Annotated in this window: 18 protein-coding genes, 4 tRNA genes and 1 other RNA gene; 10 read left to right on the top strand and 13 right to left on the bottom strand. The window is 72.1% G+C overall.

Going from position 1 to position 26,984, the window contains the following annotated elements:
* Positions 1-9 precede the first annotated feature (9 nt).
* Positions 10-2,412, bottom strand: coding sequence for an endopeptidase La (gene lon / locus DB32_RS02455; RefSeq protein ID WP_053230796.1), 2,403 nt, complete (start codon positions 2,410-2,412; stop codon positions 10-12).
* A 271-nt stretch (positions 2,413-2,683) separates the two neighbouring features.
* On the opposite strand from lon, the gene DB32_RS02450 reads away from it, so the two are divergent.
* Both DB32_RS02450 and DB32_RS02445 read left to right on the top strand, forming a co-directional pair.
* Entirely contained in the window at positions 2,684-2,908 is a 225-nt protein-coding gene (locus DB32_RS02450; RefSeq protein ID WP_157068628.1) for a hypothetical protein, read from the top strand.
* Positions 2,909-2,939: 31 nt separating this feature from the next.
* Positions 2,940-4,133 carry a TIGR04552 family protein gene (locus DB32_RS02445; RefSeq protein WP_075097429.1) on the top strand — a complete coding sequence of 398 codons (1,194 nt, stop codon included), beginning with the start codon at positions 2,940-2,942 and terminating at the stop codon, positions 4,131-4,133.
* A 423-nt stretch (positions 4,134-4,556) separates the two neighbouring features.
* Here the strand turns inward: DB32_RS02445 and DB32_RS02440 are convergent, their stop codons facing one another.
* Both DB32_RS02440 and DB32_RS02435 read right to left on the bottom strand, forming a co-directional pair.
* Positions 4,557-5,873 carry an IS701 family transposase gene (locus tag DB32_RS02440; RefSeq protein ID WP_075097411.1) on the bottom strand — a complete coding sequence of 439 codons (1,317 nt, stop codon included), beginning with the start codon at positions 5,871-5,873 and terminating at the stop codon, positions 4,557-4,559.
* An 88-nt stretch (positions 5,874-5,961) separates the two neighbouring features.
* Positions 5,962-8,736 carry a serine/threonine-protein kinase gene (locus tag DB32_RS02435; RefSeq protein WP_053230356.1) on the bottom strand — a complete coding sequence of 925 codons (2,775 nt, stop codon included), beginning with the start codon at positions 8,734-8,736 and terminating at the stop codon, positions 5,962-5,964.
* A 370-nt stretch (positions 8,737-9,106) separates the two neighbouring features.
* On the opposite strand from DB32_RS02435, the gene DB32_RS02430 reads away from it, so the two are divergent.
* Entirely contained in the window at positions 9,107-10,540 is a 1,434-nt protein-coding gene (locus DB32_RS02430) for an ATP-binding protein (protein WP_053230355.1), read from the top strand.
* A gap of 17 nt (positions 10,541-10,557) precedes the next feature.
* On the opposite strand, the gene DB32_RS47900 is transcribed toward DB32_RS02430, so the two are convergent.
* Positions 10,558-11,469, bottom strand: a complete 912-nt coding sequence (locus DB32_RS47900) for a hypothetical protein (protein ID WP_053230354.1) — start codon at positions 11,467-11,469, stop codon at positions 10,558-10,560.
* 93 nt (positions 11,470-11,562) lie between these two features.
* On the opposite strand from DB32_RS47900, the gene DB32_RS02420 reads away from it, so the two are divergent.
* Positions 11,563-13,332: a serine/threonine-protein kinase gene (locus tag DB32_RS02420; protein ID WP_053230794.1), complete on the top strand. Its 1,770-nt coding sequence runs from the start codon at positions 11,563-11,565 to the stop codon at positions 13,330-13,332.
* Here DB32_RS02420 and tadA read toward each other — a convergent pair.
* The 4 genes from tadA to DB32_RS02400 form a co-directional block, all read right to left on the bottom strand.
* Positions 13,311-13,880, bottom strand: coding sequence for a tRNA adenosine(34) deaminase TadA (gene tadA / locus DB32_RS02415; RefSeq protein WP_075097428.1), 570 nt, complete (start codon positions 13,878-13,880; stop codon positions 13,311-13,313). The genes DB32_RS02420 and tadA overlap by 22 nt on opposite strands.
* 53 nt (positions 13,881-13,933) lie before the next feature.
* Positions 13,934-14,020: transfer RNA gene (locus DB32_RS02410), tRNA-Ser, on the bottom strand.
* 209 nt (positions 14,021-14,229) lie between these two features.
* Positions 14,230-14,316 (bottom strand) — tRNA-Ser (locus DB32_RS02405).
* A gap of 31 nt (positions 14,317-14,347) precedes the next feature.
* Positions 14,348-14,923: an MYXO-CTERM sorting domain-containing protein gene (locus DB32_RS02400; protein WP_053230793.1), complete on the bottom strand. Its 576-nt coding sequence runs from the start codon at positions 14,921-14,923 to the stop codon at positions 14,348-14,350.
* 97 nt (positions 14,924-15,020) lie between these two features.
* On the opposite strand from DB32_RS02400, the gene DB32_RS02395 reads away from it, so the two are divergent.
* Both DB32_RS02395 and DB32_RS02390 read left to right on the top strand, forming a co-directional pair.
* Positions 15,021-15,108: transfer RNA gene (locus DB32_RS02395), tRNA-Ser, on the top strand.
* An 82-nt stretch (positions 15,109-15,190) separates the two neighbouring features.
* Positions 15,191-15,264 (top strand) — tRNA-Arg (locus DB32_RS02390).
* A gap of 516 nt (positions 15,265-15,780) precedes the next feature.
* Here the strand turns inward: DB32_RS02390 and ffs are convergent.
* Positions 15,781-15,877, bottom strand: an RNA gene (gene ffs / locus DB32_RS43985) — signal recognition particle sRNA small type.
* Positions 15,878-15,932: 55 nt separating this feature from the next.
* Positions 15,933-17,012: an NAD-dependent epimerase/dehydratase family protein gene (locus tag DB32_RS02380; protein WP_053230791.1), complete on the bottom strand. Its 1,080-nt coding sequence runs from the start codon at positions 17,010-17,012 to the stop codon at positions 15,933-15,935.
* A gap of 27 nt (positions 17,013-17,039) precedes the next feature.
* Between DB32_RS02380 and DB32_RS02375 the strand changes: the two genes are divergently transcribed.
* The 3 genes from DB32_RS02375 (at position 17,040) to DB32_RS02365 (ending at position 20,825) form a co-directional block, all read left to right on the top strand.
* Positions 17,040-18,950 (top strand): NHL repeat-containing protein, encoded by a 1,911-nt coding sequence (locus DB32_RS02375; RefSeq protein ID WP_053230790.1) that lies wholly within the window; start codon positions 17,040-17,042, stop codon positions 18,948-18,950.
* Positions 18,951-19,050: 100 nt separating this feature from the next.
* Positions 19,051-19,929, top strand: a complete 879-nt coding sequence (locus DB32_RS02370) for a tetratricopeptide repeat protein (protein ID WP_053230789.1) — start codon at positions 19,051-19,053, stop codon at positions 19,927-19,929.
* Positions 19,930-19,931: 2 nt separating this feature from the next.
* Positions 19,932-20,825, top strand: coding sequence for a hypothetical protein (locus DB32_RS02365; RefSeq protein WP_053230788.1), 894 nt, complete (start codon positions 19,932-19,934; stop codon positions 20,823-20,825).
* A gap of 46 nt (positions 20,826-20,871) precedes the next feature.
* Here DB32_RS02365 and DB32_RS02360 read toward each other — a convergent pair whose 3' ends face one another.
* From DB32_RS02360 to DB32_RS02350, 3 genes are read right to left on the bottom strand one after another with little or no spacing between them, the layout of a single operon-like run.
* Positions 20,872-21,243, bottom strand: a complete 372-nt coding sequence (locus tag DB32_RS02360) for a hypothetical protein (RefSeq protein ID WP_053230787.1) — start codon at positions 21,241-21,243, stop codon at positions 20,872-20,874.
* Positions 21,240-22,280 (bottom strand): recombinase RecA, encoded by a 1,041-nt coding sequence (recA, locus tag DB32_RS02355; RefSeq protein ID WP_083457097.1) that lies wholly within the window; start codon positions 22,278-22,280, stop codon positions 21,240-21,242. Before recA ends, DB32_RS02360 begins: the two co-directional genes overlap by 4 nt.
* Before the next feature lie 57 nt (positions 22,281-22,337).
* Positions 22,338-23,879 carry a YifB family Mg chelatase-like AAA ATPase gene (locus DB32_RS02350; RefSeq protein WP_053230786.1) on the bottom strand — a complete coding sequence of 514 codons (1,542 nt, stop codon included), beginning with the start codon at positions 23,877-23,879 and terminating at the stop codon, positions 22,338-22,340.
* 219 nt (positions 23,880-24,098) lie between these two features.
* On the opposite strand from DB32_RS02350, the gene DB32_RS02345 reads away from it, so the two are divergent.
* Positions 24,099-26,972 carry a protein kinase domain-containing protein gene (locus DB32_RS02345; RefSeq protein ID WP_053230785.1) on the top strand — a complete coding sequence of 958 codons (2,874 nt, stop codon included), beginning with the start codon at positions 24,099-24,101 and terminating at the stop codon, positions 26,970-26,972.
* Positions 26,973-26,984 lie beyond the last annotated feature (12 nt).

Here is a 26,984-nt window from a genome sequence, read left to right as displayed (position 1 = left end):
CGCGCTTCGTCAGCTCGCGGTCGCGACTTCCTGCGGGCCCGACGACGCCGGCGGCGAAGGCGGTCGCGGCGATCCGTCGCTCGGCAGCTCGAGCACCAACGCGAGCACCTCGTCGACCTTCGACACGAGGTGGATCACGAGGTCCTTCCGGATCGTCTCGGGCACCTCGTCGAGGTCCGCCTCGTTGCGCTTCGGAATCAGCACGTGCTTCAGCCCGGCGCGGTGCGCCGCGAGGCACTTCTCCTTGATCCCGCTGACCGGCAGGACGTGCCCGCGCAGCGTGATCTCGCCCGTCATGCCCACGTCGGGCCGCACCTTGAGCTGCGTCAGCATCGACGCGATCGCGACGAAGATCGCGATGCCGCCGCTCGGCCCGTCCTTCGGGATCCCGCCGCCCGGCAAGTGCAGGTGCACGTCGATCTTCGACAGGAAGTCGGGCGCCAGACCGAGCGACTCGGCGCGCGCGCGGATGTACGTGAACGCCGCGGCGACGGACTCCTGCATCACGTCGCCGACCTTGCCGGTCACGCGGATGCCGCCGGTGCCCTGCATCTGCGACGCCTCGACGATCATCAGCTCGCCGCCCGCCGGGGTCCACGCGAGCCCGGTCGCGACGCCCGCGTGCCCGAGCTTCTCCGCGATCTGCTTGTCGTAGCGAGGCGGCCCGAGGACCTTCTCGACGTACGCGCCGTCCGCGAGCTGCGCCACGTCCTCGCCCTCCGCGAGCCGCACCGCGACGTGGCGGCACACCGACGCGATCGTCTGCTCGAGACGACGCACGCCCGCTTCGCGCGTGTACTCGTCGACGAGCCGATCGATCGCCTCGTCGCTGAAGTCGAGGCGCTCGGGCGAGAGGCCGTGCTCCTCGAGCTGCTTCGGGATGAGGAAGTTCTTCGCGATCGCCTGCTTCTCGTCGCGCGTGTATCCCGCGAGCTCGATGAGCTCCATGCGGTCGAGCAGCGGCCGCGGGATCGTGTCCTTGCGGTTCGCGGTCGCGATGAAGAGCACCGGCGAGAGGTCGACCGGCACCTCGAGGTAGTGATCGGTGAACGTGTTGTTCTGCTCGGGGTCGAGCACCTCGAGCAGCGCGCTCGCGGGGTCACCGCGCCCATCGCTGCCGAGCTTGTCGATCTCGTCGAGCAGCATCACCGGGTTGCGCGCGCCCGCGTTCTTCAGGCCCGCGACGAAGCGCCCGGGGTACGCGCCGACGTACGTGCGGCGATGCCCGCGGATCTCCGCCTCGTCCTGCACGCCGCCGAGCGCGACGCGCACGAAGTTGCGCCCGGTCGCGCGCGCGATCGACTTCGCGAGCGACGTCTTGCCCACGCCGGGCGGCCCGACGAAGCAGAGGATCGGCCCGCGGATGTCGCTCTTGAGGCGCCGCACCGCGATGTACTCGACGATGCGTCGCTTGATGCGATCGAGCCCGTGGTGGTCCTCGTCGAGCACGCGCCGCGCTTCCGCGACGTCGAGGCGATCCGCGGTGGTCTTGCTCCACGGCAGATCGGCGAGCCACTCCACGTAGTTGCGGCAGACCTGGTACTCCGCGCCGTTCGGCGACATCGAGCGCATGCGCGAGAGCTGCTTGCGCGCCGCCTTCTCCGCGTCGTTCGGCATGTGCGCGCGCGCGATGCGCTCGCGGAGCGTCTCGATCTCGTCGTCGTCCTCGGCCTCGCCGAGCTCGCGGCGGATCGTCTTCATCTGCTGGCGGAGGAGGAACTCGCGCTGCGAGCGCGACATCTCCTCCTGCACCATCGTCGAGATCTCCTTCTTGACGCGGTAGACCTGCGACTGCCGCGAGACGAGCTCCGCGACCTTCCGAAGGCGCTCGCGCACGTCGAGGATCTGCAGGATCTGCTGCTTCTGCTGGGTCGAGACCGGCAGGTTCGTCGCGACGAGATCGGCGAGCGCGCCCGCATCGCTCACGTTGTCGAGCTGGAGCGCGTGCTCGCGCGACTGGTGCGGAAGGAGCTCGCCGAGCTTGCGCGCCGACTCCCTCAGCGCGGCGCCGAGCGCGTCGATCTCGGTGTCGCGGATCGGCGCCTCGTGGATGCGCTGCACCCGCGCACGCATGTACGGGACGCGTCCCTGGGGCTCGAGGATGCGCATGCGCGCGATGCCCTGGAGCACCACCGAGTAGTTGCCCGAGCTGAGCCGGATGACCTTCAGCACGCGCGCGACGGTGCCGAGCTCGTAGACCTGCTCGAACTCGGGATCTTCGACGTCCGCGACGAGCTGGGCGACCACGCCGATCGTCGGCCGGTCACGCCCGAAGCTCTCCTCGATCAGCTTCACCGAGCGGGCACGCCCCACGTTCACCGGGACGACCGAGGCCGGGAACAGCACCGAGTTGCGCAGCGGCAGGATGGGAAGGATCTCGGGGCCTTCCGGGGGCGGGATCGTCGCGCTCATAGGGTCCTCACTACCTGCACGTCGCCGCTGGGGATTGCAAGCCCTGGGCAGGCCGCGCGCCGGGCGTTCCTGCCTGCGATCGCGGGGCGGAGCGCGCCGTCCGATCGGGTGTGGCGGGCCTCGATGTTCCCGACCGGGGGGTCGGCCGGTTCCGTCTTGGCAGGCGGGAGGGGCTCTGTTAGAAACTGGACCGCCTCGGGGGGCTGTCGGACATTCGCTTACATCTGCTTGCTTCGATGAACGGAAGACCTGGACGCTCCTGGAGGTGACGATGACCGCGACCCGCAGCACGAAGATCTTGCCGATTGCGCTGGCGCTCGCTGCCGCTCCGATGCTCGGTGGCTGCAACGGCGCGCTGATCGGCAACCTCGTGGTGCTCGCCGTCACCGTCGGGATCTTCTTCGGGACCCTGGGCCTCGGTCGTGCCAGCAATGCCGCACGATCCGCCGCGTCGAGCACTGCGGATCGCTCGAGCACGCAGCAGCCGCGTTCCTGACCCGCTCCTGCTGCTAGGATTCCGCCCCGGGATGAGCATCCCGCCGCCGGCGCCGCCCTCCGACTTCCGTTGGCTCTCCGATCTGCGCCTCGCAGAGCTCGAGAGCATCCGGCTGATCCTCCGTGGTGCGTCGGTCATCGACTGGCAGCGCCTGGAGCTCGCGAGCGAAGCGCAAGTGCGCGAGTTCCTCGCGGTGCAGGAGTTCGATCTCGACGACCCTGCGAGCCGCGCGCGCACCGAGGCCGTGAAGAACGCGGCGATCGCGTACCTGCGGCGCAACTTCGACTTCCCGATCCCGAAGCCGGTCGCGCAGATGGACGCGGCCGAGCTGCTGCTGCTCGCGTCGGCGCGCGGTCATCGCCAGCTCTGCGCCTGCACGATCTTGAAGGTGATGCACATCATCCATCACCTCGAGGCGCGCGAGCTGCTCTACATGCTGCCGATCTCCGACCAGGACGTGTTCCACCTGGTCGAGCAGAAGGTCTATCGCGTGATCGGCGGCATGCTCGCGGCGGGGCTGCCGATCCTCGAGTTCATCGGTGGGCGCAAGAACCGCGACTCGCTCTACTCGAAGCTGCTCTCCAAGAAGGAGACGCACGCCGCGCAGATCTACGACAAGCTGCGCTTCCGCATCGTCACGCGATCGCCGGACGACATCTTCCCGGTGCTCTCGCACCTGACGCGGTACCTGTTCCCGTTCAACTACGTGGTGCCCGGGCAGACGACGAACACGATGTTCGATCTGCGGAAGTACTGCGCATCGAGCCCGCACCTCGCGGGGCTCGCGCGCGAGCTGCAGCCGCTCGTGGGCGAGCCCGACGACGACGGGCTGTTGGTGGACAATCAGTTCACGAGCTCGTCGTACCGGGTCGTGCACTTCGTCGTCGACATGCCGGTGCGGCTCCCGCAGGAGATCCTCGATCTCGCGCCGCCGGCGGCGTGGGCGCTCGGCCGCGTGGTGTTCGCGCAGGCGGAGTTCCAGGTCATCGACCGCGAGACCGAGCACGCGAACGAGATGGGCGATGCGTCGCACGACGCGTACAAGGACCGGCAGAAGGCGGCGGTCATGCGCCGGCTGAAGCTGGGGAACGTGCGCCCGATGGTCGCGCCGGTGCCGGCGGCTCTGCCGGTGAAGGCGCCCGAGAAGCGACCGGCCGCCACGAGGGAGCGCGGCTCGCGGCCGCCGAGCAGCGCCGCCCCGACGCCGAAGCGCAAGCGGAAGTAGCGCGGGGTGGTCTTCGCGCGGTGAGCGCGACCGTGGTTGCGCCTCGGACGTCCGTGAACGAGGCACTCGAACCCCCGACCGTGGTTGAGCCTCGGACGTCCCTGAACGAGGTCAAGAACCCGACCGTGGTTGAGCCTCAGACGTCCCTCAACGAGGCACTCGAACCCGACCGTGGTTCAGCCTCAGACGTCCGTGAACGAGGTCAAGAACCCGACCGTGGTTGAGCCTCAGACGTCCCTGAACGAGGCACTCGAAACCCAACCGTGGTTGAGCCCGAGTGCCCGCAAATGGGCACACCAACCCGACCGTGGTTGAGCCCCCACCCCGCGAAATCCCGCAAAAACGAACGAGGGACGGCCACCTCGCGGCGGCCATCCCTCGCTGCAGGCTCACCGTCCCCCGCTCAGACTCGCCTTTCGCGCTTCATGCAGCTGCAAACGAGCGCGACCGGTCGCTCACCGGCGAGTTTCTCGCGAGCTGCGTGCGCGCGGCTGGATCCAAAAGGTCCGTCCGCGCGATGTGAAGCAGGTCGGCGAAGCTCAAGCCGACCTTGTCGCGGTACCACGGTCGTCGGATCTGTGGAGCGCGTTCGGGCCGTCGCAGCGACAGTCGTGCCCACATCACGACGATCGAGTAGACGAAGCCAGCGAAGGGCGTCACACGCTCGACTGCTCGCCGCGACCATGCCGGCGACGCGCCGAATCCGAGGTGCTGCTTCAGGTCGCGGAAGCAGACCTCGATCTGCCATCGAGCGGTGTACCGCTCGACGATGTCGGCGGGAGTCCGAGTCGGATCGGTGCAGAAGTAGACGCGGTGCTTGAGCTTACCGGCGCTCAGGCGCACGACGACCACGCGCATCAGCTCGGGACCACGGCCCTGGTACCACTGCGCATCCATCTGCTTGAACGCGAGCGCTCGAGTGCGTCCGTAGAGCGCCGCGCGTGTGGACCGCCACCGCGACGGATCAGCCGCGAGCTGCGCAGGCGTCGGCATCCGCTCTCCGCGAACGCGCGGACGACCGGTGCAACCGCGACGCGCAATCGGGGCGGCGGTCAACACTGCGTTGTCTCGCAACGTGCCGTACACCACGACGTTCTTCGGCAGACCGCGAAGCACGGTCTCGCAGCAGTACGCGGCATCCGCAGAGACGTGCATGGTGAGTTCTGGCGCGACGCGCGCAGCGAGATCTATCAGCTCGCGCGCGAGAGAAGTGCGCTTCGCGTAGGGATCGTTGGTGCGCGTGCAGTCGCGCTCCTGGCGGTAGAGCCGGAAGAAGATCGGGACGGCCCAGCGCCGCTTCGAGAACGGAACTTCCACGATCGCGACGAGCACGACCCAGAGGTGACCGAACACGAAGTTCCGCACGCGTCGACTCGACCGCACCGGGTCGAGATACGTGCCGAGGCCGAACACCATCGGGCCCTTCTTCCGAACGACGGTGTCGTCGATCGCGAGCTGCAGCGATCTGCGCGTCGCGCACGTCCGCACGATCCACTTCAGCAGCTCGGTGCCGACCTCGTCGACGTCCCAAGCGGCTTCCGCGAACAAGCGATGGAACGCAGCGTGATGCGCCCTGCCCGCGAGACCGGCGCCGAGCAGAGCGCTGGTCACCGCGCCCGCTTGCTGGGTGAGCAGCCACCCGCGCATGAGCGCAACGAAGCGCTCGAACGTCGGACGCGTGAACGCTGGACGGACGACTTCCAGAACCTCGGCAAGTGTGCGAAGCCTGCTTTCGGCCACGTGGCCCTCCCTCGGTTGCTGCAACAACCAAGAACTCGGGCCACGTGGCTACTCGATCTCGCCGACGATTAAAAGCGCGAAAGGCGAGTCAGAGCTGGCGCACGATGCGCACCGTCTCGCCCGCGGGCACCTCGACCGTCACCTCGTGCATGCGCCCGTCGTTCGTGCGCAGCCCGATTCGGTGCGATCCCGCCGGCACCTCCATGCGTCGCACCGGCGTGTTCTGCCCGGTGTCGCGCCCGTCGATGAACACGCGCGCCCAGGGCAGGGTCTGGATCATCAGGTACCCGCGCTCGCGCGACGAGCTGCGGCGCTCGCTCGAGGACGAGCTCGAGCTCGACGAGCGCGACGTCTCCTCGCCCGAGCGCGAGCGCGGCGTGATCGACGACGCGGTCGCGACCGGTCGCGCGCTCGAGCTCGCCGTTTCGGTCCGTCCGCTGCTCGACGACGTCGTCGCCTGACGCGGCGTGGTCGTCGTCGCGGCCTCACGCGGCGTGGTCGTCGGTGCAGTCGCGACCGGCGTGGGCGGCGGCGCCACGACCGCGGGCGGCGGAGGCGTCGGTGCGGCCGGCGGAGGAGGCGTCGGCGCGACCGCGACCTCGGTCGGCGGGGGCGTCGGCGCGACGGGCGGAGGCGTCGGCGCGGCGACCGGCGGCGGCACCACCGCGGGCGCGACCGGCGGCGGCGCCACGGCCGCGATCGCCGGCGCGCCACCCGGCATCAGCGGGATGAGCAGCATCGCCGTCGTCCCGTCGCTCACCGGCACCGTCTGCGTCGCCGGCTGGAACCCGTCGGCGCGCACCTCGATCAGGTGGTCGCCCGACGGGACGTGATCGAGCCGCAGCGGCGCGCGACCGCGCGGCGTGCCATCGACGAGCACCGTCGCGCCGGCGTCCGCCGGGTTCGTCCGGATCTCGATGGTCCCTCCCGCGGGCCCGGTGCCGAACACCAGGAACGCCGCGAGCGACGCCGCGAGCGCCACGAACACGAACGCCCCGAGCCCCACGAACAAGGCGACGCGGCTCCGCTTCGGTGCGATCACCGGGGATCGCAGCTCGAGCGTCTCCTGCGCGGCCGAGCGCGGGCGCATCCCCGGGTCGAGCGCCTCCGCCCCCGGCTGCGCGAACGCCGGCGGGGGTGCGCCGAACGCCGGCGGCGCCGCGAAGCCAGGCGTCGGCCCGGTCTGCGGCATCGGCATCGGCTGCGCCTGCGCCATCGGCATCGGCTGCCCCATCGGCATGGGCTGCCCCATCGGCATAGGATGCCCCGTCGGCATCGGCTGCCCCATCGGCATCGGCGGCGCGCCCATCGCCATCGGCGGCGGCGCGCCGTACGGCGACGCGTGCACCACCGTGGCCGGCTGACCGCCCTGCGCCATCGGCGGCGCGCCGTAGTCCATCAGAGGCGCGGTCGTCGGCCGCTCCTCCGGAGGCAGGCTCGGCGCGCGCTGCATCGGCGCCGGCATCGCCGGCGCGGGCATCGGCATCCCTGCCGGCTGGTGCACGTGGACCGAGGGCGACACCACGACGCCCGCCGGCGCGCCCATCTGCGGCGCCGGCTTCGGCGCCTCCTCGAGCTCGTCGGCGCTGAAGAAGATCTGCGTCGGCGCGCCCTGCAGCTCCTCGCCGCCGCCGTCGGTCATCTCGTCGAACGGCGACGACGAGATCATCGTCGACTCCGACTGCAGCTCGCCCGGATCGTCGTCCTCGTCGACGTCGTTCATCGGCGGCGGCACGACGGGCGCGCCCACCGCGACCGGCGGCGGCAGCGGCCGCGCAGGCGGCGGCGGCGCAGGCGGACGACGCACCGCCGGGTTGTCCGGCGACGTGCTCGCCATCGCATCCTTCGCCGCGCCCGGCGCGCTCGCGCGGTTCGGCGGCGGCGGCGGCACGCTCGCGGGCTTCGCGATCTTCGCGAACCCGTCGAGGCGCCCCTTCTCCTTCGTCATCTCGGGCGCGAACGCCGTGCGCATCCACGCCGCGAGCTTGCTCGTGCCGAACGGCGGCTTCTCGCGCGCCACGAACATCTGCAGCGCCTCGTGCATCTCGCCCGCGCTCTGCCAGCGCTCCTCGGGCTCGCGCGCGAGCGCCTTCAGCAGGATCTGCTCGAGCTCCGCGGGCATGTCCGGCACCGTCTGAGACGGCGGGATCACGTCCGCGTTGCGCACCTTCTCGAGCGTCGAGAAGTCGCTCTCGCCCACGAAGAGGCGCTCGCCCGTGAGCATCTCGTGAAGGCACGTGCCGACCGCGAACACGTCGCTGCGGTGGTCGACCCCCGAGCCCTTCACCTGCTCCGGGCTCATGTAGCCGAACTTGCCCTTCAGCACGCCGGCCTGCGTCTTCGTGTTGCGCGCGGCCGCCTTCGCGATGCCGAAGTCGATCATCTTCACCTGGCCCTCGTACGAGACCAGGCAGTTCTGCGGCGACACGTCGCGATGGATGATGTTGAGCGGCCGCCCGTGGCGGTCCCTCTTGCGATGCGCGAAGTCGAGGCCTTCGCACATCTTGCTCGCGATCCACGCCGCCATCACCGGCGGCATGTGCCTCCGCATGCGGCGGAAGCGGTTCATGATCTGGAGCAGATCCTTGCCCCAGACGTACTCCATCGCGATGTAGTGCGACTCGCCGATCTTCCCGAGCTCGTAGATCGGGACGATGTTCGCGTGCGTCAGGTGCCCCGCGATCTTCGCCTCGTCGATGAACATCTGGATGAAGTCCTCATCCTCCGCCATCGTCGGGAGAATCCGCTTGATCGCGATGATCTTCTCGAAGCCCTCGATGCCGAACGACTTCGCCGTGTAGACCTCGGCCATGCCGCCGACGGCGATCCGATCGAGCAAGAGGTACTTGCCGAAGGGAATCACGCGATCGCCGGAGCGACCGCCTGGGGCACTGGGTCGCTGTAGGCTGCTACCCCCACTGCCACCCCCGTTGGGGCCTACGTTCCCCATGCGCGAGAACCTCCAGCTGACTGATGGTGCCGGCTTCGGACCCCACGATCAACGAGGTCCATTGGTGATCACGAAAGATTGGTGCGACGTCGTGCGCGACGTCCCACCGGATTGGGGCCGCGAGCCCCGGGCTTGAGCACCTCGTCGCCCGGCCGCGTCGCGCTTGCGCAACGCACCCGCGGGTCACGAGATGGTCGCGGAGCATCGGCGCGTTCGACGCACACGTCAAGCGGGGGGTGCTCTTCCCAAGCGAGCCCACGCACGCCAGCATCCGAGGGGCCTCATGGCGCGCAGTGCGTGGTTCGAGATCGCCGAGGAGGGATGGGCGCGGCTGAGCGCGGCGCGCCCGCTGGGGCGTCTCTTGCTCGAGGCGGTGCAGAACGCGTTCGACGCGGACGCCGCGAACGTCGCGATCGAGATCGAGCCCGACCGCGTGGTGATCGAGGACGACGCGCGCGCGGGGATCGCCGACGAGCGCCTCGTCTACACGCTGTTCCTCTCCGACAAACCGCGGGACCCGACCCGTCGCGGGCGCATGGGGCGCGGCCTCAAGGAGCTGCTCGCCGCGGCGGAGCGCGCGCACGTCGAGACGATCGGCACGACGATCGTCTTCGACGGCGAGGGACGTCGCACCGAGACCAACACGCGAGAGAGCGGCACGCGGCTCGAGCTCTTCCGCGCGATCGGCGACGACGAGCGCGAGGCGGCGCTCGATCTGCTGCGCCTCGCGATCCCGCCGCGCGGCACGAGCCTGCGCGTCGCGGGCCGTCTGGTGCGGAGGCCGCGCAGCGTGCTCGCGCTCGCGGACTGCGAGCTCGAGACGGTCGTGATCGACGATGGCGTGGAGCGCGCCGCGATGCGTCCCACGCGGGTCGCGATCTACGCGCCGAGGCGCGGAGAGCGGCCGAGCCTGTTCGAGATGGGCGTCCCGGTGCAGCCGTGGAACGTGCCGTGGCACGTCGACGTCGCGCAGCGCGTGCCGCTCGGAGAAGGACGCGACGCGGCCCCCGAGCGCTTCGTGCTCGCGCTCAAGGCGACGCTGCTCGAGGCGATGGTGCACAGCTACCTCGATCGCCGCGATCTGCGCGCCGACTGGGTGCAGGACGTGATCGCGCGGTGGCCCGTGAAGTCGGGCTTGCTCGACGCGTACGTGAGCAAGGTGTTCCCGCGCGGCAGCGTGCTCGGCGGCACCTCGCGCGCGAACGATCGCGCGAAGCAGCTCGGCGCGCACATCGTCGATGCGCGCACGATCTCCCACGGGGCGTGGCTCGCGCTCGCGCGCGTGCTCGAGACGAGCGACGACTACGTGCGGCGTCGATCGAGCGAGTTCGGCGGCGACGAGGTCGAGCCCGACGAGACCCAGCGGCGCTTCGCGGAGGCGGTGCGCTGGCTCGCGCGACGCGTCGCGGGGAGCGTGGTGCGGGTGCGCTTCTTCGCGCGGGATCCGAGCGACGCGGGTTTGCTCGAGGACGCGGTGACCGACGTCGACGCGCGCGCGATCTCGTTCAACGTGAAGGGCCCGCTGCGCTTCGACGACGTGCTCGATCCCGGCACGATCGGCGTGGTGCTCCACGAGCTCGCGCACCTCGCGTCGGTCGAGCACGACCATCGCTTCATCGATCGATTGCAGCTGCTCGCAGGCATGCTCGCGAAGCTCCTCGCGGACGGCGGGCCCGCCCTCGCGACGGCGCTCAGGCGCGGCGACCCCGAGCGCTGACGCGTCGAGGACGCGGATCAGCGCACGCGCGTGATCGCGCCGGTCTCGCGATCGATGTGCACGCGTGACGGGCGACGAGACGTGCCCGGCACGCTCCCGGTGAAGCCGTCCTTCACCTCGCGCATGCGCACGACCTTCGGCTCCGCTGGCCAACAACGCGACAGATCGCGGAACGCTTGGAGCGCCTGCTCCGCGTCGAACGTGCGCGGTGCGCCGTACGACGCGAGCCGCTCGAGGTACGCGGCGACCTCGAGCGCGTCGGTCTCGCGCGCGATCTTCGCCCAGCGCGCGTAGCGCGGCGCGAACGTCGCGAGCGTCTCGCCGCCCGCGTACCGCGGCGCGGCCACGACCGCATGCGCCGCATCACGCGCCGCGTGCGCGACGATCCCGCGCGCGAGATCGCGCCGCGCCGCACCCGGCTCGGCGGCACCGCGCAGCAGCGGCTCCATGTAGTCGGGCTCGAAGAGGAGCAGGTCGTCGTCCTGGCCCAAGAGCGACCAGCGGTTCGTGCGCACCCAGCGCGGCACGAGCCGCGGAGGAAAACGCGCCATGCCGTGCTGCGTCGTGCCGGGGTGATAGCGCAGCGCGCCGCGCACCAGCTTCGCCCGGGCCAGCGCATCCCAGACGAGGTCCATCTCGCGATCGATGTCGCGGGGATCGGCGTTCTCGGTCCCGGTGAGGCGCAGCCATCGCGCGCCACGCAGCTCACCGCGGAGGTGCGCCACGACGAGCGCGACTGCGACGAGGTGTCGACGCTCGGCGAGCGGTCCGTGGAGACGCTCGAGGAGCGTCGCGATCCCCGCCGATCCGCCGGGCAGCGCGCCCTCGAGCCAGCGACACAGCGTCCGCACGTCTCGCCGCGGGGTGTGCTGTGCCGCGAAGGGCTCGGTCGGGAGCGAGATGTCCAGCGTCGGACGCGATCGCGTCATCGAGGCCAGCCTACGCGCGCGGCCCGCTACAATGCGCGCCGGGTGACGCTCGAGAGCGATGAATTCCCGACCACCGGAAGGTATGTTCGCCCCGTGAACGCGCCGGGCGCGCCCGAATGGCTCGGACCCTATCGCCTCGTCGAGCGATTGGGGCAGGGCGGCATGGCCGTCGTGTACCGCGCCGAGCGGACGGGCGACGCCGGCTTCAAGAAGAAGGTCGCGATCAAGCGGATGCTGCCGCAGTACCGGCGCGATCCGTCGCTGCTCGAGCGCTTCGCCGCGGAGGCGCGCACCAACGCGCGGCTCGATCATCCGAACCTCGTGCAGGTGCTCGACTTCGGGATCGATCCCGAGCCGTATCTCGTCCTCGAGTTCGTCGAGGGTGTGACCCTCGGCGCGGTGATGCAGCGCCTCGCGGAGCGCAACGAGATGCTCGACATCGCCGCGGTCGCGTACATCGGCGCGGAGGCCGCGAGCGGGCTCGATCACGCGCACCGCAAGAAGGGCGACGACGGCACGCCGCTCGGCATCGTGCATCGCGACGTGAGCCCGCAGAACGTGCTGCTCAGCAACGAAGGCACGGTGAAGGTCAGCGACTTCGGGCTCGTGAAGGCCGCCGACAACGTGCTCAAGACGCAGAGCGGCGTGACGATCGGCAAGATGAGCTACATGGCGCCCGAGCAGGCGCAGGGGATCGACGTCGACGCGCGCGCCGACGTGTTCGCGCTGGGCGTGACGATCTGGGAGATGCTCACGATCCGATCGCTGATCCCGCCCGACGATCCGCAGGTCGCGGCGAACCTGCTGCGCAGCGGCGACTTCCCGCCGCCCTCGCGGTTCAACCCCGAGGTCCCGCCGCGGCTCGAGAAGATCGTGATGCAGTGCCTCGCGATCGACCCCGCGGCGCGCACTCCGTCGGCGCAGCAGCTCGCGCAGGATCTCCGCGAGCTCTTGCACGAGCGCGCAGCGGGCTACGGACGACAGCAGCTCGCGCGCTTCCTCCAGTGGCTCTTCCCGGAGCAGGGCTGGGAGCTCCCCGAGCCCGAGCGCCCGCCCGCGCAGCCCTCCGCCGACGAGCGCGCGAGCTTCGTGCCGCCGACGCCGGTCGCGCTCGCGGTCGCGCGCGCCGAGGCCGATGCCGCGGCGATGCCCATCGAGGTCGCGCCTCCGATCTCGCCCGCGGCGCCAGCCCCGAGCGGATCGCTGCCGATCGTCGGCGGGAGCTCCGCGTCGCATGCGCGCGTGAAGGCGCCGCTCTCGGCGCTCGCGTTGTCCGCGATGGTCGGCGCGTCGGCGGTGATCGTGCTGCTCGCGATCGCCGGCGTCGCGTGGCTCGTGGTGCGCCACGCGAGCCAGTCGATGCCGCCCGAGCCCGCGAGCACTGCGCCTCCGCTGCAGCCGCTCGGCGCAGGCGTGACCATCGAGTCGCCCACCGCCGGTGTGCGTCTCTTCCTCGGACCGCGCGAGCTCGGCGCCCCGCCGCTGCGGCTCACCCCCGAGCAGCTGACCGGCGAGCCGCTCGTCGCGCTCGCGCCGCGTCATCAGCCGCTGGTGATCCGCGCGGAGCGATTGGTCGAGCTCACGCGCACGGTCGGTCGTGTCCACACGGTCGACCTCGAGCCCTCGCAGCGTCCCGACTGGATGGTCTACGTGCGCTACGACGGACAGGGCACCGCGCATCTGCCCGAGGGCGACGAGCTCGGCCCGGTGCCCGGCGTGGTGCGAGTGCGGACGCGGCGTGATCTCCCCACGCCGGACGCGATCGTGATCTTCGACGAGAGCGGCGATCACGCGACATCGGTCTCGCTCGAAGGGTGCGAGGCCGACAAGGTCTGCGTGCTCTACCCGCCCTCGGGCTCCTGATCGCGGCGAGGCTTCGCGGGCGGCGGCGGGACGTCAGGCGTGATGCCCGCGCGCGCGGCACGACGCGCAGCGCGGATGCGGCCGAAGAAGTCGGTGAGGAGCGCGCCGCACTCGCCGCCGAGCACCTGCGGCACGAGCACGAACCGGTGGTTGAGCCGGGGATCGCTGCCGATCGTGTAGAGCGTCGTGGTCGCGCCCGCCTTCGGATCGTCGGCGCCGTAGACCACGCGCGCGACGCGCGCGTTCACGAGCGCGCCGGCGCACATCGGGCACGGCTCGAGCGTCACGTACGCGATCGCGTGCTCGAGGCGCCAGCTCCCGATCGTCGATGCCGCCTGGCGCAGCGCGATCATCTCGGCGTGCGCGGTCGGGTCCTGCATCGTCTCGCGCAGGTTGTGCCCGCGCCCGACGATCGCGCCTTCGAGCACGATCACGCAGCCGACCGGGACCTCGCCCTTCGCCTCGGCGAGACGCGCCTCGGCGATCGCCTCGCGCATGAACGAGGCGTCGACGTCGGAGCACGGAAGCGCGTCGCCGGAGTCGGTCATCCGCAGCGGGGATAGCGCAGTCGGCGGAGACGATCAGGCGCGGAACGGAAGAACGGAGAGGGCGGGATTCGAACCCGCGGTACTGTCTCCAGTACACACGATTTCCAATCGTGCACCTTCGACCACTCGGTCACCTCTCCCGGGATCGCATGCAAAGAACCTCGAGCTCTCGAGGCCGTCGCGCGACCACACGTGGAGACCGCGCGCCAGCTCCGGCGTCCGGCGCAGAAACATCGCGCGCCGGATCCATAGAGCGCCAGATACGCAAAGCGCGGCCCCTCATCTCTCGACAGAGGGCCGCGCCCGGAGCTCGCTCCCGCGCAGACTCACGTGCAGCGCGGCGTCACAGCGGAGAGCGTGGGATTCGAACCCACGGTACCCTCACGGGCACACCTGATTTCGAATCAGGCGCCTTCGACCACTCGGCCAGCTCTCCGCCGGCGGTTGTAGCGCGAGGTCGAATGCTGTCAACGAATTCGTCGTCGTCGCATCCACATCGCGATCACGAGCGCGATTGCCGGGGCGATCGGCGAGCCTGCGGGCGAGGTGATCGCGCACCCCGCGCACCCGCCCCCGCGCGGCGGGAGCGTCTGCGGATGCTGCTCCGTGGACGCGGTCTCTTCGTCCTCGATGTCGACCGGGATCACGCCGGACCCGAGTGAGAGACGCTCGTCGTCGGCATCCTCCATCGCGCGGGTGCCGCCACAGAGGGACGCGGTCCACTCGCCATCGGCTCGCTCGGCGAGCACGAGGTACGAGCGCCCGACCTCGAAGTGGACACCACACGCCGCGGACTGCGACGCGGTGCGGACCTCGACGTGCTCCGCGTTCGCCTCGCGCCAGGTCTGCACCACGTCGAGCCGCACGCGCACGTGCATCTCTCCTGCGGGCTCGATCGAGGCCACACGTCCTTCGAAGATCGCGTCGGCTTCGGCGGCGAGCTGCTCGAAGGGCGTCTCCACGCACGAGCACGCATGCGCGCGTGGCACCCCGAGCAGCGCGCACGCGGAGGCGATCAGTGCCGCGATCGAGAGTCGAATCATCGCGGCGCAGCATAGCGCGCACGTCGTTTGACACGACCACACCGCGCGGCTAATAACGCGATTCCCGCGAACGCGGGAGCGGCGGAGACCCGCCGCCGGAGAGGTGGCCGAGTGGCCTAAGGCACTCGCTTGCTAAGCGAGAGTACTCCAAAAGGGTACCGCGGGTTCGAATCCCGCCCTCTCCGTCCGAAGAGCGCGAGCTCGAAAAGAAAATCGAAGAGCGAGTTTGACAAACCTGTCCATCTCGCTAGAGTTCGCGCCCCTTCAGGAGCCATAGCTCAGCTGGATAGAGCACCGGTCTACGGAACCGGGGGTCGGAGGTTCGAATCCTCCTGGCTCCGTTCGGGGCTGAGCGAGTCATCGCTCAGCCCCGAACTGTTTTTGGCTCCGAAACGCTGCACACGTCGCGCGAGCGACGCAGCGCGGAGCGAAGCGATGCCTCGCGGATGAGCGACCGCGATGCTCGCGGATGCGCGCGGCGCGAGCGAAGCGATGCGCTCCGCGCGAGCGAAGCGATGCGCTCCGCGCGAGCGAAGCGATGCGCTCTCCGCGCGAGCGAAGCGATGCGCTCTCCGCGCGAGCGAAACGATGCGCTCTCCGCGCGAGCGAAGCGATGCGCTCTCCGCGCGAGCGAAGCGATGCGCTCTCCGCGCGAGCGAAGCGATGCGCTCTCCGCGCGAGCGAAGCGATGCGCTCCGCGCGAGCCGAGCATCGGCCAGGCCGCCGTCCCGAGATCGCGCGTGGGGCTGGGGCCCCACGCGCTCGAGGGGCACGACCTCACCCGCCGAGATCCGCCCAGCGCGGCACCCCACCGCCAACCCGCCACGACCGGCGCAGCGTCGGGGGCCCCCTCCTCAAAAAAACAGAGGGCCCCGCCACACGCTGGTCACCGCGACTGTTGCTCCCTTCCGGGCCTGGCAGGGTTGACGGGCCAGCGTTGGCGAGGCCATGAGCCGAACGAATTCGGAGCGCCCTTCGTAGTACGGGGCGCGCGCCGGGGCAAGAGCGATCACGCGCCGGCGGCGCTCGCCTCGCGCTCGAGCGTCGCCTCGTCGGGCAGCGGGCGCGCCTTCGCGAGCACAGCGTCGAGCCCGCCGACCTCGTTCACCCACGACGACAGGCGCTTCATACCCTCGTCCACCGAGATCGTCGCGCGGAAGTCGAGCTCCGCGATCGCCTTCTGCACGTCGAACAGCGTGCTGCGCGCGCGGCGGAGGATCTCCTCGGGCAGCGTCGCGCCGCCGCGTCCCGCGCGCAGCACCGCGAGCGGGTACACGAGCGCGAACGGCGGCCCCGGGCGCGGCGCCGGCAGCGTGAGCGTGCGCGAGAGCTGCTGGAGGAACTCGCGGAGCTCCAGGAATTCCGGGTCGCCGACGTAGTACGCCTGGCCCGGCGCTCCGGGCGCGCGCGCTGCGGCGATCACCGCGTCGGCGAGCGTGTCGACGTACGTCGTCGCGACCAGGTTGCGGCCGTCACCGAACATGCGGATCCCACCGCTTCGTGCTTCGCGCACCAGCTCGGGCAGCGTCGAGAGATCACCCGGGCCCCACACCCAGCCGGGACGCAACGCGGTCACCGCGAGCTCGGCGTCGCTCGTGCTCAGCGCGATCTCCTCCGCGAGACGGAGCGCGCGCGCGCGCTCGCCGATCGGCAGCTGCGCGAGATCGCGCTTCTCGTCCCAGTGCACGCGATCGACGTTCGCGAGCGTCACGTCGGCGCTCGAGATGGTGACCACTCGCTCGAGACCGGCGTGTCGCGCCGCCGACAGCACGTTCTCGGTGCCCGCCACCAGCGTCCATCGCAGCGCACGCGCCGAGGCCCGCGGCGAAGGGATGCCCGCCGCGTGCACCAGCACGTCCGCGCCGCGCGCCGCCCGCGCGATCGCGTTGGGATCGAGGAGCGAGCCCGTCGCGACGTTCGCGCCGCGCTGCGCGAGCGACGCCGCCGCCGATGGATCGCGCGCGAGGACGGTCAGCTCGTCACCGCGATCGAGGAGCCGGCGCGCGATCGCGCCGCCGATGAACCCGGTGGCCCCGGTGAGGACGACCTTCACCGCGCCGTCGTAGCAGGCCGAGGTCGGCGCGGACAAGACGCCCGGGCGCTATGCTCCGGAGCGATGCGTCGCTTCGCGCGCGTGCTCGCGCTGCTGCTCGCGCTCGGATGCGACGGCTCGCCACCCTGCGTCGACGAGGACCTCGACGGCCTCGGCACGCACTGCGAGGCCGGGCCCGACTGCGACGACGGCAACGCCGCGCGCGGAGAGGACTGCGACGCGGTCCCCGCGCCCGATTGCACGGTCGATCCCACCGCGACCGGCTGTCCGTGCCTGATCGGGAGCGTCACCGACTGCTTCCCCGGTCCGAGCGAGCTCGCCGGCGTCGGCGAGTGTCGCACCGGGCGCACGCGCTGCGTCGCGCAGCACTGGGGGCTCTGCGACGGCTCGCAGGGGCCGTCGCGCGAGCGCTGCGACACGCTCGACCAGGACTGCGACGGGCTCGCCGACGAAGGCGTGCGCAGCCCGTGCGGTGGGTGCACTGCGTCGTGCACCGGCGAGCTCTGGGGCGAGCCGTTCGACGAAGCGGGCGGAGGTCTCGTCGTCACGGGCCTCGGCGAGCTCACGCTCGCGCGCGAAGAGCGATCGAGCGCGACCGTGTGGGCCGTGAACAGCGCGGAGGCGACCGTCTCGCGCATCGATGCGATCGAAGCGCGCGAGACCGCGCGGTACGCGACCGGTGAGCGCGATGCGGTCGCGCTCGAGCCGAGCCGCGTCTCGGTCGACTGGAACGGCGACGCGTGGGTGGCGAACCGCGCGTTCGACGGCGTGCCGAGCGTCGTGCGCGTCGCGGGGGATCGCGCGCGCTGCGTGGACCGCGACGCGAGCGGGACGATCGAGACCTCCGCGTCGCCCGAGGACGTGCGCGCGTGGGGCAGCGACGAGTGCGTGCTCGCGAGCACGATCATCGGCGGAGCGCGCGAGGTCGCGCGTGCGATCGCGATCGACGGAGATCGCGGGCTCGACGGCGTGTCGGGCGGTGACGCGTGGATCGGGCTGCACGACGGACAAGCGTTCGTCGAGGTGGACGGGCTGCGCGGCGACGTGATCCAGCGGGTCGAGACGCCGGGGTTCTCGCCCTACTCCGCGGCGTTCGATCCGTGGGGTCGGCTCTGGGCGATCTCGCGCGACGGCTGGCTCGCGCGGATCGATCCGAGCGCCGATCCGCCGAGCCTCGAGATCGTCGAGGTGCCGCTCGCGTGCTGGCTGCTCTACGGGATGGCGATCGATGGCGAGGGTCGCATCGCGATGACGGGCTTCTCGTGCGACTCGGTGACGATCCACGACCCGCGCACGTCGCGTTGGTCGACGATCCGCACCGAGCCGTCGCCGCGCGGCGCGGGGTTCGACGGCGCGGATCTGTGGGTCGCGCACACCGGAGGGCGCGTGTCGCGGCTCTCGCTCGATCCGCTTCGCGTGGTCGCGACGCGCTCGCTCGCGCTCGACGACGTCGCGCCGGTGGACTCGATCGGGATCGGCGCAGACGGGCTGGGGCACGTGTGGGCGATCAGCGGAGCAGGTGGCGGCGCGGGGCTCGGCGTGGCGACGCGCGTCGACGTGGAGGACGCGATCGCCGGCGCGCAGGTGCCGGTGGGCGCGTCGCCGCACACACAGGGCGACCTCGCGGGCCTGCAGCTCTTCGGGGCGCCCGTGCCGCGCGCCAGCGCGCAGCGCGTGTTCGACGGCTGCGGCGCGGACGTGACGACGAGCTGGGTGAACGTGCACGTCGCGGGCGATCCCGGCACCCACGGCACGATCGCGATCGAGGTGCGCCACGCGTCCGACGTCGCGTCGCTCGCGAGCGCGCCGTGGATTTCGCTCGGCACGATCCCCGATGACGCGGCGCCCTTCCCGCTCGCGCTGCCCGAGGGAGGCGTGATCGAGGTGCGCGTGACGCTCGCGGTGAGCGCGAGCCTCGGCGCGCCGAGGCTCACGCGCGTCGGCGTCGAGTGGACGTGCCCCGGGCCCGAGTGATCCGTCTCGCGCGCCGACTCGTACGTTCGGGCGGGGAATGCGATCGTTCGCGCCCGTCTGCGGTAGCATCGCGCGAGCCTTCGCGGCGCATGGAGGAGCTTTGGATCGACGACGACGCGGAACCCTGCTGGCGAGCGCGCTGATCGCTGCGGCGTGCGCGCTCGCGCCGACGACGCGAGCGTCGGCACAGCCACCGCAGGGCGGTGGGGGTGGCAGCGAGTCGATGTCGCAGGCGACGACGACCGAGGGCGACATGAACGACGAGCGCGCGCGCGGCGCGTTCCGGCTCGGTCGCCAGTACTACGAGCAGGGCCGGTTCGCGGACGCCGCGAGCGAGTTCGAGCGCGCGTACGGGCTCTCGGGGCGCGGTCAGCTGCTCTTCAATGCGTACCTCGCGTACCGCGACGCGCGCGACGACGAGAACGCGATCCGCACGCTGCGCGGATACCTCGCGCAGGTCGAGGAGATCCCCGATCGCGCGCTGCTCGAGGCGCGTCTCGCGGCGCTCGAGCGCGGGCTCGCGGAGCGTCGCGAGGCCGAGGCGCGCGCCCAGGCCGAGACCGACGAGGCGCGACGTCAGGCCGAAGAGGCGCGACGTCAGGCCGAAGAAGCGGGGCGCCCGCGCTATCGCGAGATCCCGGGCGAGACGTGGCCGTGGATCGTGATGAGCGGCGGTGGCGCGCTGATCGTCGCGGGGATCGTGACCGGCGCGGTCGCGCTCGGCGAGCGCAGCGCGCTCGACGAGGACTGTCCGCTGCAGCTCTGCCCGGCAGGCAGCGACGTCGAGGGACGACAGAGCACGATCGAGGCGCTCGCGATCACGACCGACGTGCTGCTCGTGACGGGCGCCGCGGCCGCGGTGACCGGGCTCGTGCTGGGCCTCGTGCTCGGGCCGCGCACCGAGGCGATCGAGACGCCGCCGGTGAGCGCGGCGTGCACCGGCGAGGGCTGCTTCGTCGCGGTGCGAGGGGATTTCTGACGATGATGCGTCTGCTCCGTTTCGTGACGATCGTGCTCGCGATGGCGAGCGTCGGTCCGGGGTGCACCGCGATCACCTCGGGTGACTTCGAGGAGCGCGCCGAGCCGCTGGTGTGCGGCAACGATCTCGGATCGTCGCGCGTCGACATGCGGCTCGATCTGACCGACATGAACGCGCACCTCGACAACCTCACGGTCGCGAACCTGGTGCGCATCGAGGGCAGCGGCGCGGCGCGCGTGCGGCGCACCGTCGCGCGCGCGGTGCTCGATCCGCTCGGCGAGGCGAACCTCCAGATCCCGCTGCCGTGCACCGTCCTCGACGGCAACCACGAGGTCGATCTCGTCGCGGACCTCAACGGCAACCGCATGTACGACCCGTGTCCGCGCGCGCCCGAGGGCTGCGAGGACCACCAGTGGCGCCTGATGCTCCAGGCCGACGGAACGGTCTCGTACCAGCACGACGTCGACTTCGTCGATCTCGCGCAAGGCGCGCCGCTGCCGCGCGGTGCGCTGCCGGTGCGCGCCGCGTTCGGCAACATGTCGCAGTTCGCCGGACGGCGGATGGAAGTGCACGTGCGGCGCCCGCTCGAAGAGGGCGGCTTCGAGACCGTGCTCGTCTACGTGCTCGGCGCGATCCCCGACACGAACGACATGCTGGTGCGCCGCGAGGAGAACCTCATCGAGCTGCGCGAGCGCTACGAGGTCGCGATCTGGATCGACACCAACGGCAACGGCACGTACGACCCGCCGAGCTCGATCGGCGCCGAGGGACGCGACTACGCGACGACGATCGACGCGGTGGGCGAGCCGCCCGGCGCGGTCGATCCCGGCGGCGTGCAGGTGCTCTTCGACGGTCAGTCGCCGCCGCCGCAGGAAGACATCGCGCTCGAGCCGTGAACGCCGGACGTCCGGACGCGCAGTCCGGACGTCCGACCTTCGGCGCTCACGAGCGCGCGCGCTCGAGCTCCGCGAGGATCGACGCAAAGCGCAGATCGAACGCCTCGGGATCGGCGTCGAGCACGCCCATCGCCGACGCGAGCTCGAGCCCGGTCGACACCCGCATCGCGTGCATCTGCGCGACCGCGACCCCGGCGCGACGACGCTCGCGATCGGGCTCGGTACGCAGATCCTTCGCCGCCATCTCGAGCATCCACAGCGCGGTGGTGAGCCACACCGAGAGCTCGGGCTGACGCTCCGCCACCCGCGCGAGCTCGTCCTTCAGCTCGACGTGCAGCGCGTGCGTCGCGCGCTCCACGTGAACGAGCGCTTCGCCTGCGACATCGCGCTTCGGCAGCGCGCGCACGCGCGCCGTCACGCGACCGCCTCTTCGAGCTCCGGCGAGCCCGCGCTCTTCGGCGCGCCCGCGAGCGCGGCGTGCACCGCGTTCGCGATCGTCGCGCGCAGCGCCGCGTCCTCGCACAGCGCGATGCGCGCCTTCTCGCGGCCCTGACCGAGGCTCTGCCCGCCGAACGAGAAGTACGCGCCGTTCTTCTCGACGAGGCCGTGCGTGACCGCGAGGTCGAGCAGGTCCGCGGTCGCGTCGATGCCCACGCCGTAGCGGATGTCGAACTCGGCGAGCTGGAACGGCGGCGCGAGCTTGTTCTTCACGACCTTCACCTTCGTGCGGTGGCCCGTGATCTCCTCGCCGACCTTGACCTGACCGATGCGCCGCACGTCGAGGCGCACGCTCGCGTAGTACTTGAGCGCGTTGCCGCCGGTGGTCGTCTCGGGCGAGCCGAAGGTCACGCCGATCTTCATGCGCAGCTGGTTGATGAACATGATCGTCGCGCCGGTGCGGTGCGTGATGCCGGTGAGCTTGCGGAGCGCCTGGCTCATCAGGCGCGCCTGCAGCCCGACGTGCTGATCGCCCATCTCGCCCTCGATCTCCGCCTTGGGCACGAGCGCAGCGACCGAGTCGACGACCACGAGATCGACCGCGCCGCTGCGCACCAGCGTCTCGGCGATCTCGAGCGCCTGCTCGCCGTTGTCCGGCTGCGAGACCAGCAGGTTCTCGGTCTGCACGCCGAGCGCCGCCGCGTAGCGCAGATCGAGCGCGTGCTCGGCGTCGACGAACGCCGCGATGCCGCCTGCGCGCTGGCACTCGGCGATCGCGTGGAGCGTGAGCGTGGTCTTGCCGCTCGCCTCGGGACCGTAGACCTCGATCACGCGACCACGCGGGTACCCACCACAACCGAGCGCCGCGTCCAGCGATGGCGCGCCGGTCGGGATCACCGCGACGGGCTCGATGTTGCGCGGCTCGCCGAGCGCCATGATCGCGCCCTTGCCGAACTGCTTCTCGATGGCGCTGACCGCCTGCTGCACCGCCTTCAGCTTCTCCTTCATCGACGTCATCTCTCTTCTCCTCTTCTTCCGTTCACGAACACGCGAGCGACGATTCGCTCGCGAGAGTCAGCCGGCGCGCACGGCCGGCGCGCCCGAGACGCGCCGATCGAGCAGCCGGTACTGCAGCGCCTCCGCGACGTGCGGCGCTTCGACGCGCCCCGCCGCCGCGAGGTGCGCGATCGTCCGCGCCACGCGCAGCGCGCGCGAGAAGCCGCGCATGCTGAGGCCGAGGCGCTCACCCGCGAGATCGAGCAGCGTGCGCGCGTCGGGCGACAGCGACGCGAGATCGCGCTCGAGCGAGCGCGACGGGTTCGCCGTCTTCACGCCGATGACGTCGCCGCTCGCGATGGCGCGCTCGCGCGCTGCGATCACCCGCGCTCGCACGGCCGCGCTCGACTCGGAGGGCGCCGCGTCACCGAGCTCGGCGAGCTTCACCGGCGGCAGCGCGACGTGCAGATCGAAGCGATCGAGCAGCGGCCCGCTCACACGCGCGCGGTACTGCTCCACGCGGCTCGGCGTGCACGAGCAGAGGCGCGTGGGCTCGCCCGAGAAGCCACACGGGCACGGGTTCATCGCCGCGACCACGAGCGGGCGCGCCGGCATGCTCACGCGCTCTCTCGCGCGCGCCACCACCGCGACGCCCGACTCCATCGTCGTGCGCAGCGACTCGATCGCGGGCCGCGCGAACTCCGGCAGCTCGTCCAGGAAGAGCACGCCTGCGTGCCCGAGCGTGACCTCGCCGGGGCGCACCGGATCGCCGCCGCCGATCAGCGCGGCGGCGCTCGCGGTGTGGTGCGGCGCGCGGAACGGACGGCGCGCGCCTCCGTCGAATCCGTCGAGCCCCGCCGCGCTCGCGATCGTCGCGATCTCCGCGCGCTCGTCGTCGTCGGGCGGAGGAAGAAGTCCGGGCAGACGACGCGCGAGCATCGTCTTGCCCGCGCCCGGCGGTCCGATGAGCAGCACGTCGTGATGGCCCGCCGCCGCGATCTCGAGCGCGCGACGCGCTCCGTCCTGACCGCGCACTTCCGCGAGATCGGGCTCGTCGGGATCCCGCACCGCGCGCGGCGCGGGCGACGCATCGACGCGCGGCAGATCGCCCGTCGCACCGAGGAACGCGACGACGTCGCCGAGCGATCGTGCGGCGCGCACCTCGAGCCCGCGGACCAGCCGCGCCTCGGCCGCGTGCCCTGCGGGGATGATCGCGCGCGACAGGCCGCGCGCTCGCGCGAGCTGCAGCAGCGGCAACACGCCGCGCACCATGCGCAGCTCGCCGGCGAGCGAGAGTTCGCCGACCATCAGCGTCTCGTCGAGCAGGTTCGGCGCGCAGAGCCCGCTCGCGCTCAGCACCGCGATCGCGATCGCGAGGTCGAAGCTCGCACCCCGCTTGCGCAGATCGGCAGGCGCGAGGTTCAGCACGACGTGACGCGGCGGCAGCTCGAACCCGCTCGTCGCCAACGCAGCGCGCACCCGCACCCGGCTCTCGCGGACCGCGGCCTCGGGCAGACCGACGAGGTCGAACCCGGGGAGCCCCTTCCCGAGGTGGACCTCGACCTCGACGGGGCGAGCCTCGATGCCGACGAGGCAACCAGCGTGGACGCGCGAGAGCATGCAGCGCCTCTCTTCACGCTCGGTGCCGGCCCTCGGAGCCACGATCACAACGGGTTTCGAGGGCTCACGTGGCGGAACGGCGGGCGGTGGGGTGGCGGCCGTCAGCCTGGGCGCCTGTGATCGATTTCCGTGCGCGCGCCCACCGTGCGCGCGTCGCGCGCAGCACCGCGCGAATCGTTGATCTCCCGTGGTGTGCCCCGTAGTCTCGTCCTGGCTACCATGCTCGTCTGCCCGCTCTGCCGGATCGTCCTCGCGAAGGGCGAGGCGGTCTGCCCGCGCGATGGGCAGACGCCTCTCTCGCGCGAGCCGCATCCCATCCCGCCCGCCGTCGCGGCGCGCTTCCAGGTGGTCGAGCCGTTCGCCGACGGCGACTCGGGCACGCTCTATCTCGCCGACGACAAGCAGACCGGACGCCGCGGTCTCCTCAAGCTCCTGCGCGGCGCGACCGCGTGGACCGTCTCCGAGCGCAGCCGCCTCAAGCGCGAGCTCGTGAAGCAGGCGACGCTCACGCACCCCGCGCTCGTCCCGCCGCTCGCGACGGGCGAAGCCGACTCGCTCATCTGGCTCTTCCGCGAGTGGATCGACGGCGTCTCGCTCTCGGTGCGCCTCGCGCGCTCGGGCGCGCTGACGGTGCCCGAGGCGCTCGCCGTCGCGGCGCAGATCGCGGGCGCGCTCGACGATCTCCACCGCGCGGGATTGCTGATGCGCGATCTCTCGCCCGCGCACGTGCTGGTGCAAGCGCAGCCGAGCGGCGTGCCGAAGGTCGCGGTGATCGACGCGGGCATCGCGATGCGCATCGCGGGCGCGGGCGAGGTCACGGGCAAGCCCGGCTACGTCTCGCCGGAGCACGTCGCAGGCAAGCTCGTCAGCTTCCGCAGCGACCTCTACTCACTGGGCTGCGTCATCCACGAGATGCTGACGGGCACGCCCGTCTTCCGCGGCAGCACGGAGCACGTGCTCGAGGCGCAGCGCTCGCACAGCGCGCCGCAGCTCGCGGTGTCGCTGCCGTCGGGCGTCGCGGCGCTGATCGGCCAGCTGCTGCTCAAGGAGCCGCGCGACCGGCCGTTCTCGGCGCAGCAGGTGCGGCGCACGCTCGAGCCGTTCCTCCCGCAGGACGCGGCGAGCGCCAAGCGCGAGGCGACCGCGGAGTTCGCGATCGGCGAGCACCTGAGCGCGGCGCCGACCGGCAAGGGCAGCGGCACGCTGCGCCCGCCGACGCGCAAGCAGACCCTGGTGGGCATCGCGCTGCCGAAGCCCAATAGCGATCGCACGCAGGAGCTGACCTCGCTCGATCTCGCGAAGGCCGAGCGCGTGCTCGTGAACGGCGCGGAGCCGACGCAGGAGCTCACGCCGCTCGACCTCGCGCAGGCGGAGCGCGTGCTCGCGAAGAGCGCCGATCGCACGCAGGAGCTCACGCCGATGGATCTCGCGCGCGCCGAGCAGGTGCTCTCGGCGTCACGCGCCGAGCCGTCGCGCACCGGCGCGCCGCCGCCGTTCCGACGCGATGCGGATCCCACGACGCCGCTGACGCCCGCGGATCTGCGCGCGGCGCGCCCCGCACCGCGTCCTTCGGCGCCGCCGCCGGCGCCGGGCACGAAGTCGGTGCGTCCGCGGAGCACGCCGCCGCTGCCCTACGCGGTGCGGCCCGTCGCGCCCGCAGGCGCGGCGATGCGCACGACGCCGGGGATGCCCGCGCCCGAGCCGATCCGCGCGCCCAAGGTCACGCCGCCGCCCGCGAAGACGCCCACGCCGGCGACGCTGGTGAAGCCCGAGCCGGCACCGATCGCGAAGCCGATCGAGGAGCCGTCCACCAAGCCGACCGGAGCGCCCGAGAGCGACGGCGCGGTCCTCCCGGTCGTCGACGCCGCGACGACGGCGGTCGATGCCGCACCTCCCCCGGTCGCGACCGTCGCCGAAGCGCCCCCGGAGAGCCCTCGGCAGCCGGCGAGCTCCGCCGAGACTGCGGCTCCGGCGAGCCAGGCAGCACCCGAGAGCGACGCGCGTCGCGACGACCAGGCGCCCCCCGATGGCGAGCCCGAGCCGGCCGACACCTACGAAGCGCTGAGCGAGGCCCGCGACGACGATCCGGACGTCGCGCCGGTCCCCACGATCGAGCCCGAGCCGGTGGCGCCCGCCGCCGAGCCGCCGAGCGCCAGCGTCTCCGCGCTCACCACGGGCGAGCTCGCGTCGATCCACGGGCCGCGTCGCGGCGTGCCCACGCCGTACCTCGTCGTCGGCGGTCTCGTCGCGTTCTGCGGCATCGCGGGCGCGACCGGGCTCCTCGGCAGCTACCTCTTCGCGAGCGGCGAGACCGAAGCAGCGGTGTCCGCGCCCGCCGCAGCGCCCTCGCCCGCCGCAGCGCCCTCGCCGGCGCCCGTCGTCGTCGCGCCCGCCGCCGCGACGCCCACCAGCGCGGCCCCCAGCGAGCCCGTGGCGGCTCCCGAGCCGCCGGCGGCCGTCGACGCGCCTACCCCCGAGCCGACGCCCGAGCAGGCCCCCAGCGAGCCCGTCGCGGTCGCCGCGGCCGAGCCCACGCCCGCCGCGGAGCCCGAAGCGCCGCCTCCCGCGGCCGAGCCCGCCCCTGCGCTCGAGCCCGCCGCCCCGACGCCCGAGCCCGAGTCGCGCTCGTCGCGCCGCGACCGCCGCCGCTCGCGTGGGAGCGCGACCCGCGCCGAAGCGCCCGCCGCGCGCCCGGTGATCGCGTCCTCGTTCGGCTCGCGCGGCGCCACCACCGCGTCGGCGGGCGGCGGCGACTTCGATCAGCTGCGCACCGAAGCGCGCAGCGCGTTCCAGGCGCGTCGCTACGCCGACGCGGCTCGCGCCTACGAGCGCGCCAGCCGCATCCGCCCGCGCGACGCGAGCGTGTGGTCCGGCCTCGGCGCCGCGCGCATGCAGTCCGGCAACACGTCGGGCGCGGTGCAGGCGTATCGCCAGGCGGTCTCGATCGAGCCGCGCAACGCGCGCTACCACGTCGGGCTCGGCCGTGCGCTCGCGGCCGCCGGCGATCGCGCCCGCGCCCGCCAGTCGTTCGAGCAGGCCCTGCGCATCGACCCGCGCAACGCCGACGCCCGCGCCCAGCTCGCGCGCTTGTAGCCGCGGAACCTC

Origin of the sequence: Sandaracinus amylolyticus (genome assembly GCF_000737325.1) — a bacterium.
Classification (GTDB): domain Bacteria; phylum Myxococcota_A; class Polyangia; order Polyangiales; family Sandaracinaceae; genus Sandaracinus; species Sandaracinus amylolyticus.
The sequence above is the reverse complement of the archived record's forward strand: the minus strand, read 5'-3'. Positions and strand labels throughout refer to the sequence as shown.

What these genes read in the sequence shown, in the direction of transcription:
- DB32_RS02345 (WP_053230785.1), top strand. Translation starts at nt 24,099, where the DNA reads ATGCTCGTCTGCCCGCTCTGCCGGATCGTCCTCGCGAAGGGCGAGGCG.
- DB32_RS02400 (WP_053230793.1), bottom strand. Translation starts at nt 14,923, where the DNA reads ATGATTCGACTCTCGATCGCGGCACTGATCGCCTCCGCGTGCGCGCTG.
- DB32_RS02430 (WP_053230355.1), top strand. Translation starts at nt 9,107, where the DNA reads ATGGCGCGCAGTGCGTGGTTCGAGATCGCCGAGGAGGGATGGGCGCGG.
- DB32_RS02375 (WP_053230790.1), top strand. Translation starts at nt 17,040, where the DNA reads ATGCGTCGCTTCGCGCGCGTGCTCGCGCTGCTGCTCGCGCTCGGATGC.
- lon (WP_053230796.1), bottom strand. Translation starts at nt 2,412, where the DNA reads ATGAGCGCGACGATCCCGCCCCCGGAAGGCCCCGAGATCCTTCCCATC.
- DB32_RS47900 (WP_053230354.1), bottom strand. Translation starts at nt 11,469, where the DNA reads ATGACGCGATCGCGTCCGACGCTGGACATCTCGCTCCCGACCGAGCCC.
- recA (WP_083457097.1), bottom strand. Translation starts at nt 22,280, where the DNA reads ATGACGTCGATGAAGGAGAAGCTGAAGGCGGTGCAGCAGGCGGTCAGC.
- DB32_RS02365 (WP_053230788.1), top strand. Translation starts at nt 19,932, where the DNA reads ATGATGCGTCTGCTCCGTTTCGTGACGATCGTGCTCGCGATGGCGAGC.
- DB32_RS02450 (WP_157068628.1), top strand. Translation starts at nt 2,684, where the DNA reads ATGACCGCGACCCGCAGCACGAAGATCTTGCCGATTGCGCTGGCGCTC.
- DB32_RS02445 (WP_075097429.1), top strand. Translation starts at nt 2,940, where the DNA reads ATGAGCATCCCGCCGCCGGCGCCGCCCTCCGACTTCCGTTGGCTCTCC.
- tadA (WP_075097428.1), bottom strand. Translation starts at nt 13,880, where the DNA reads ATGACCGACTCCGGCGACGCGCTTCCGTGCTCCGACGTCGACGCCTCG.
- DB32_RS02350 (WP_053230786.1), bottom strand. Translation starts at nt 23,879, where the DNA reads ATGCTCTCGCGCGTCCACGCTGGTTGCCTCGTCGGCATCGAGGCTCGC.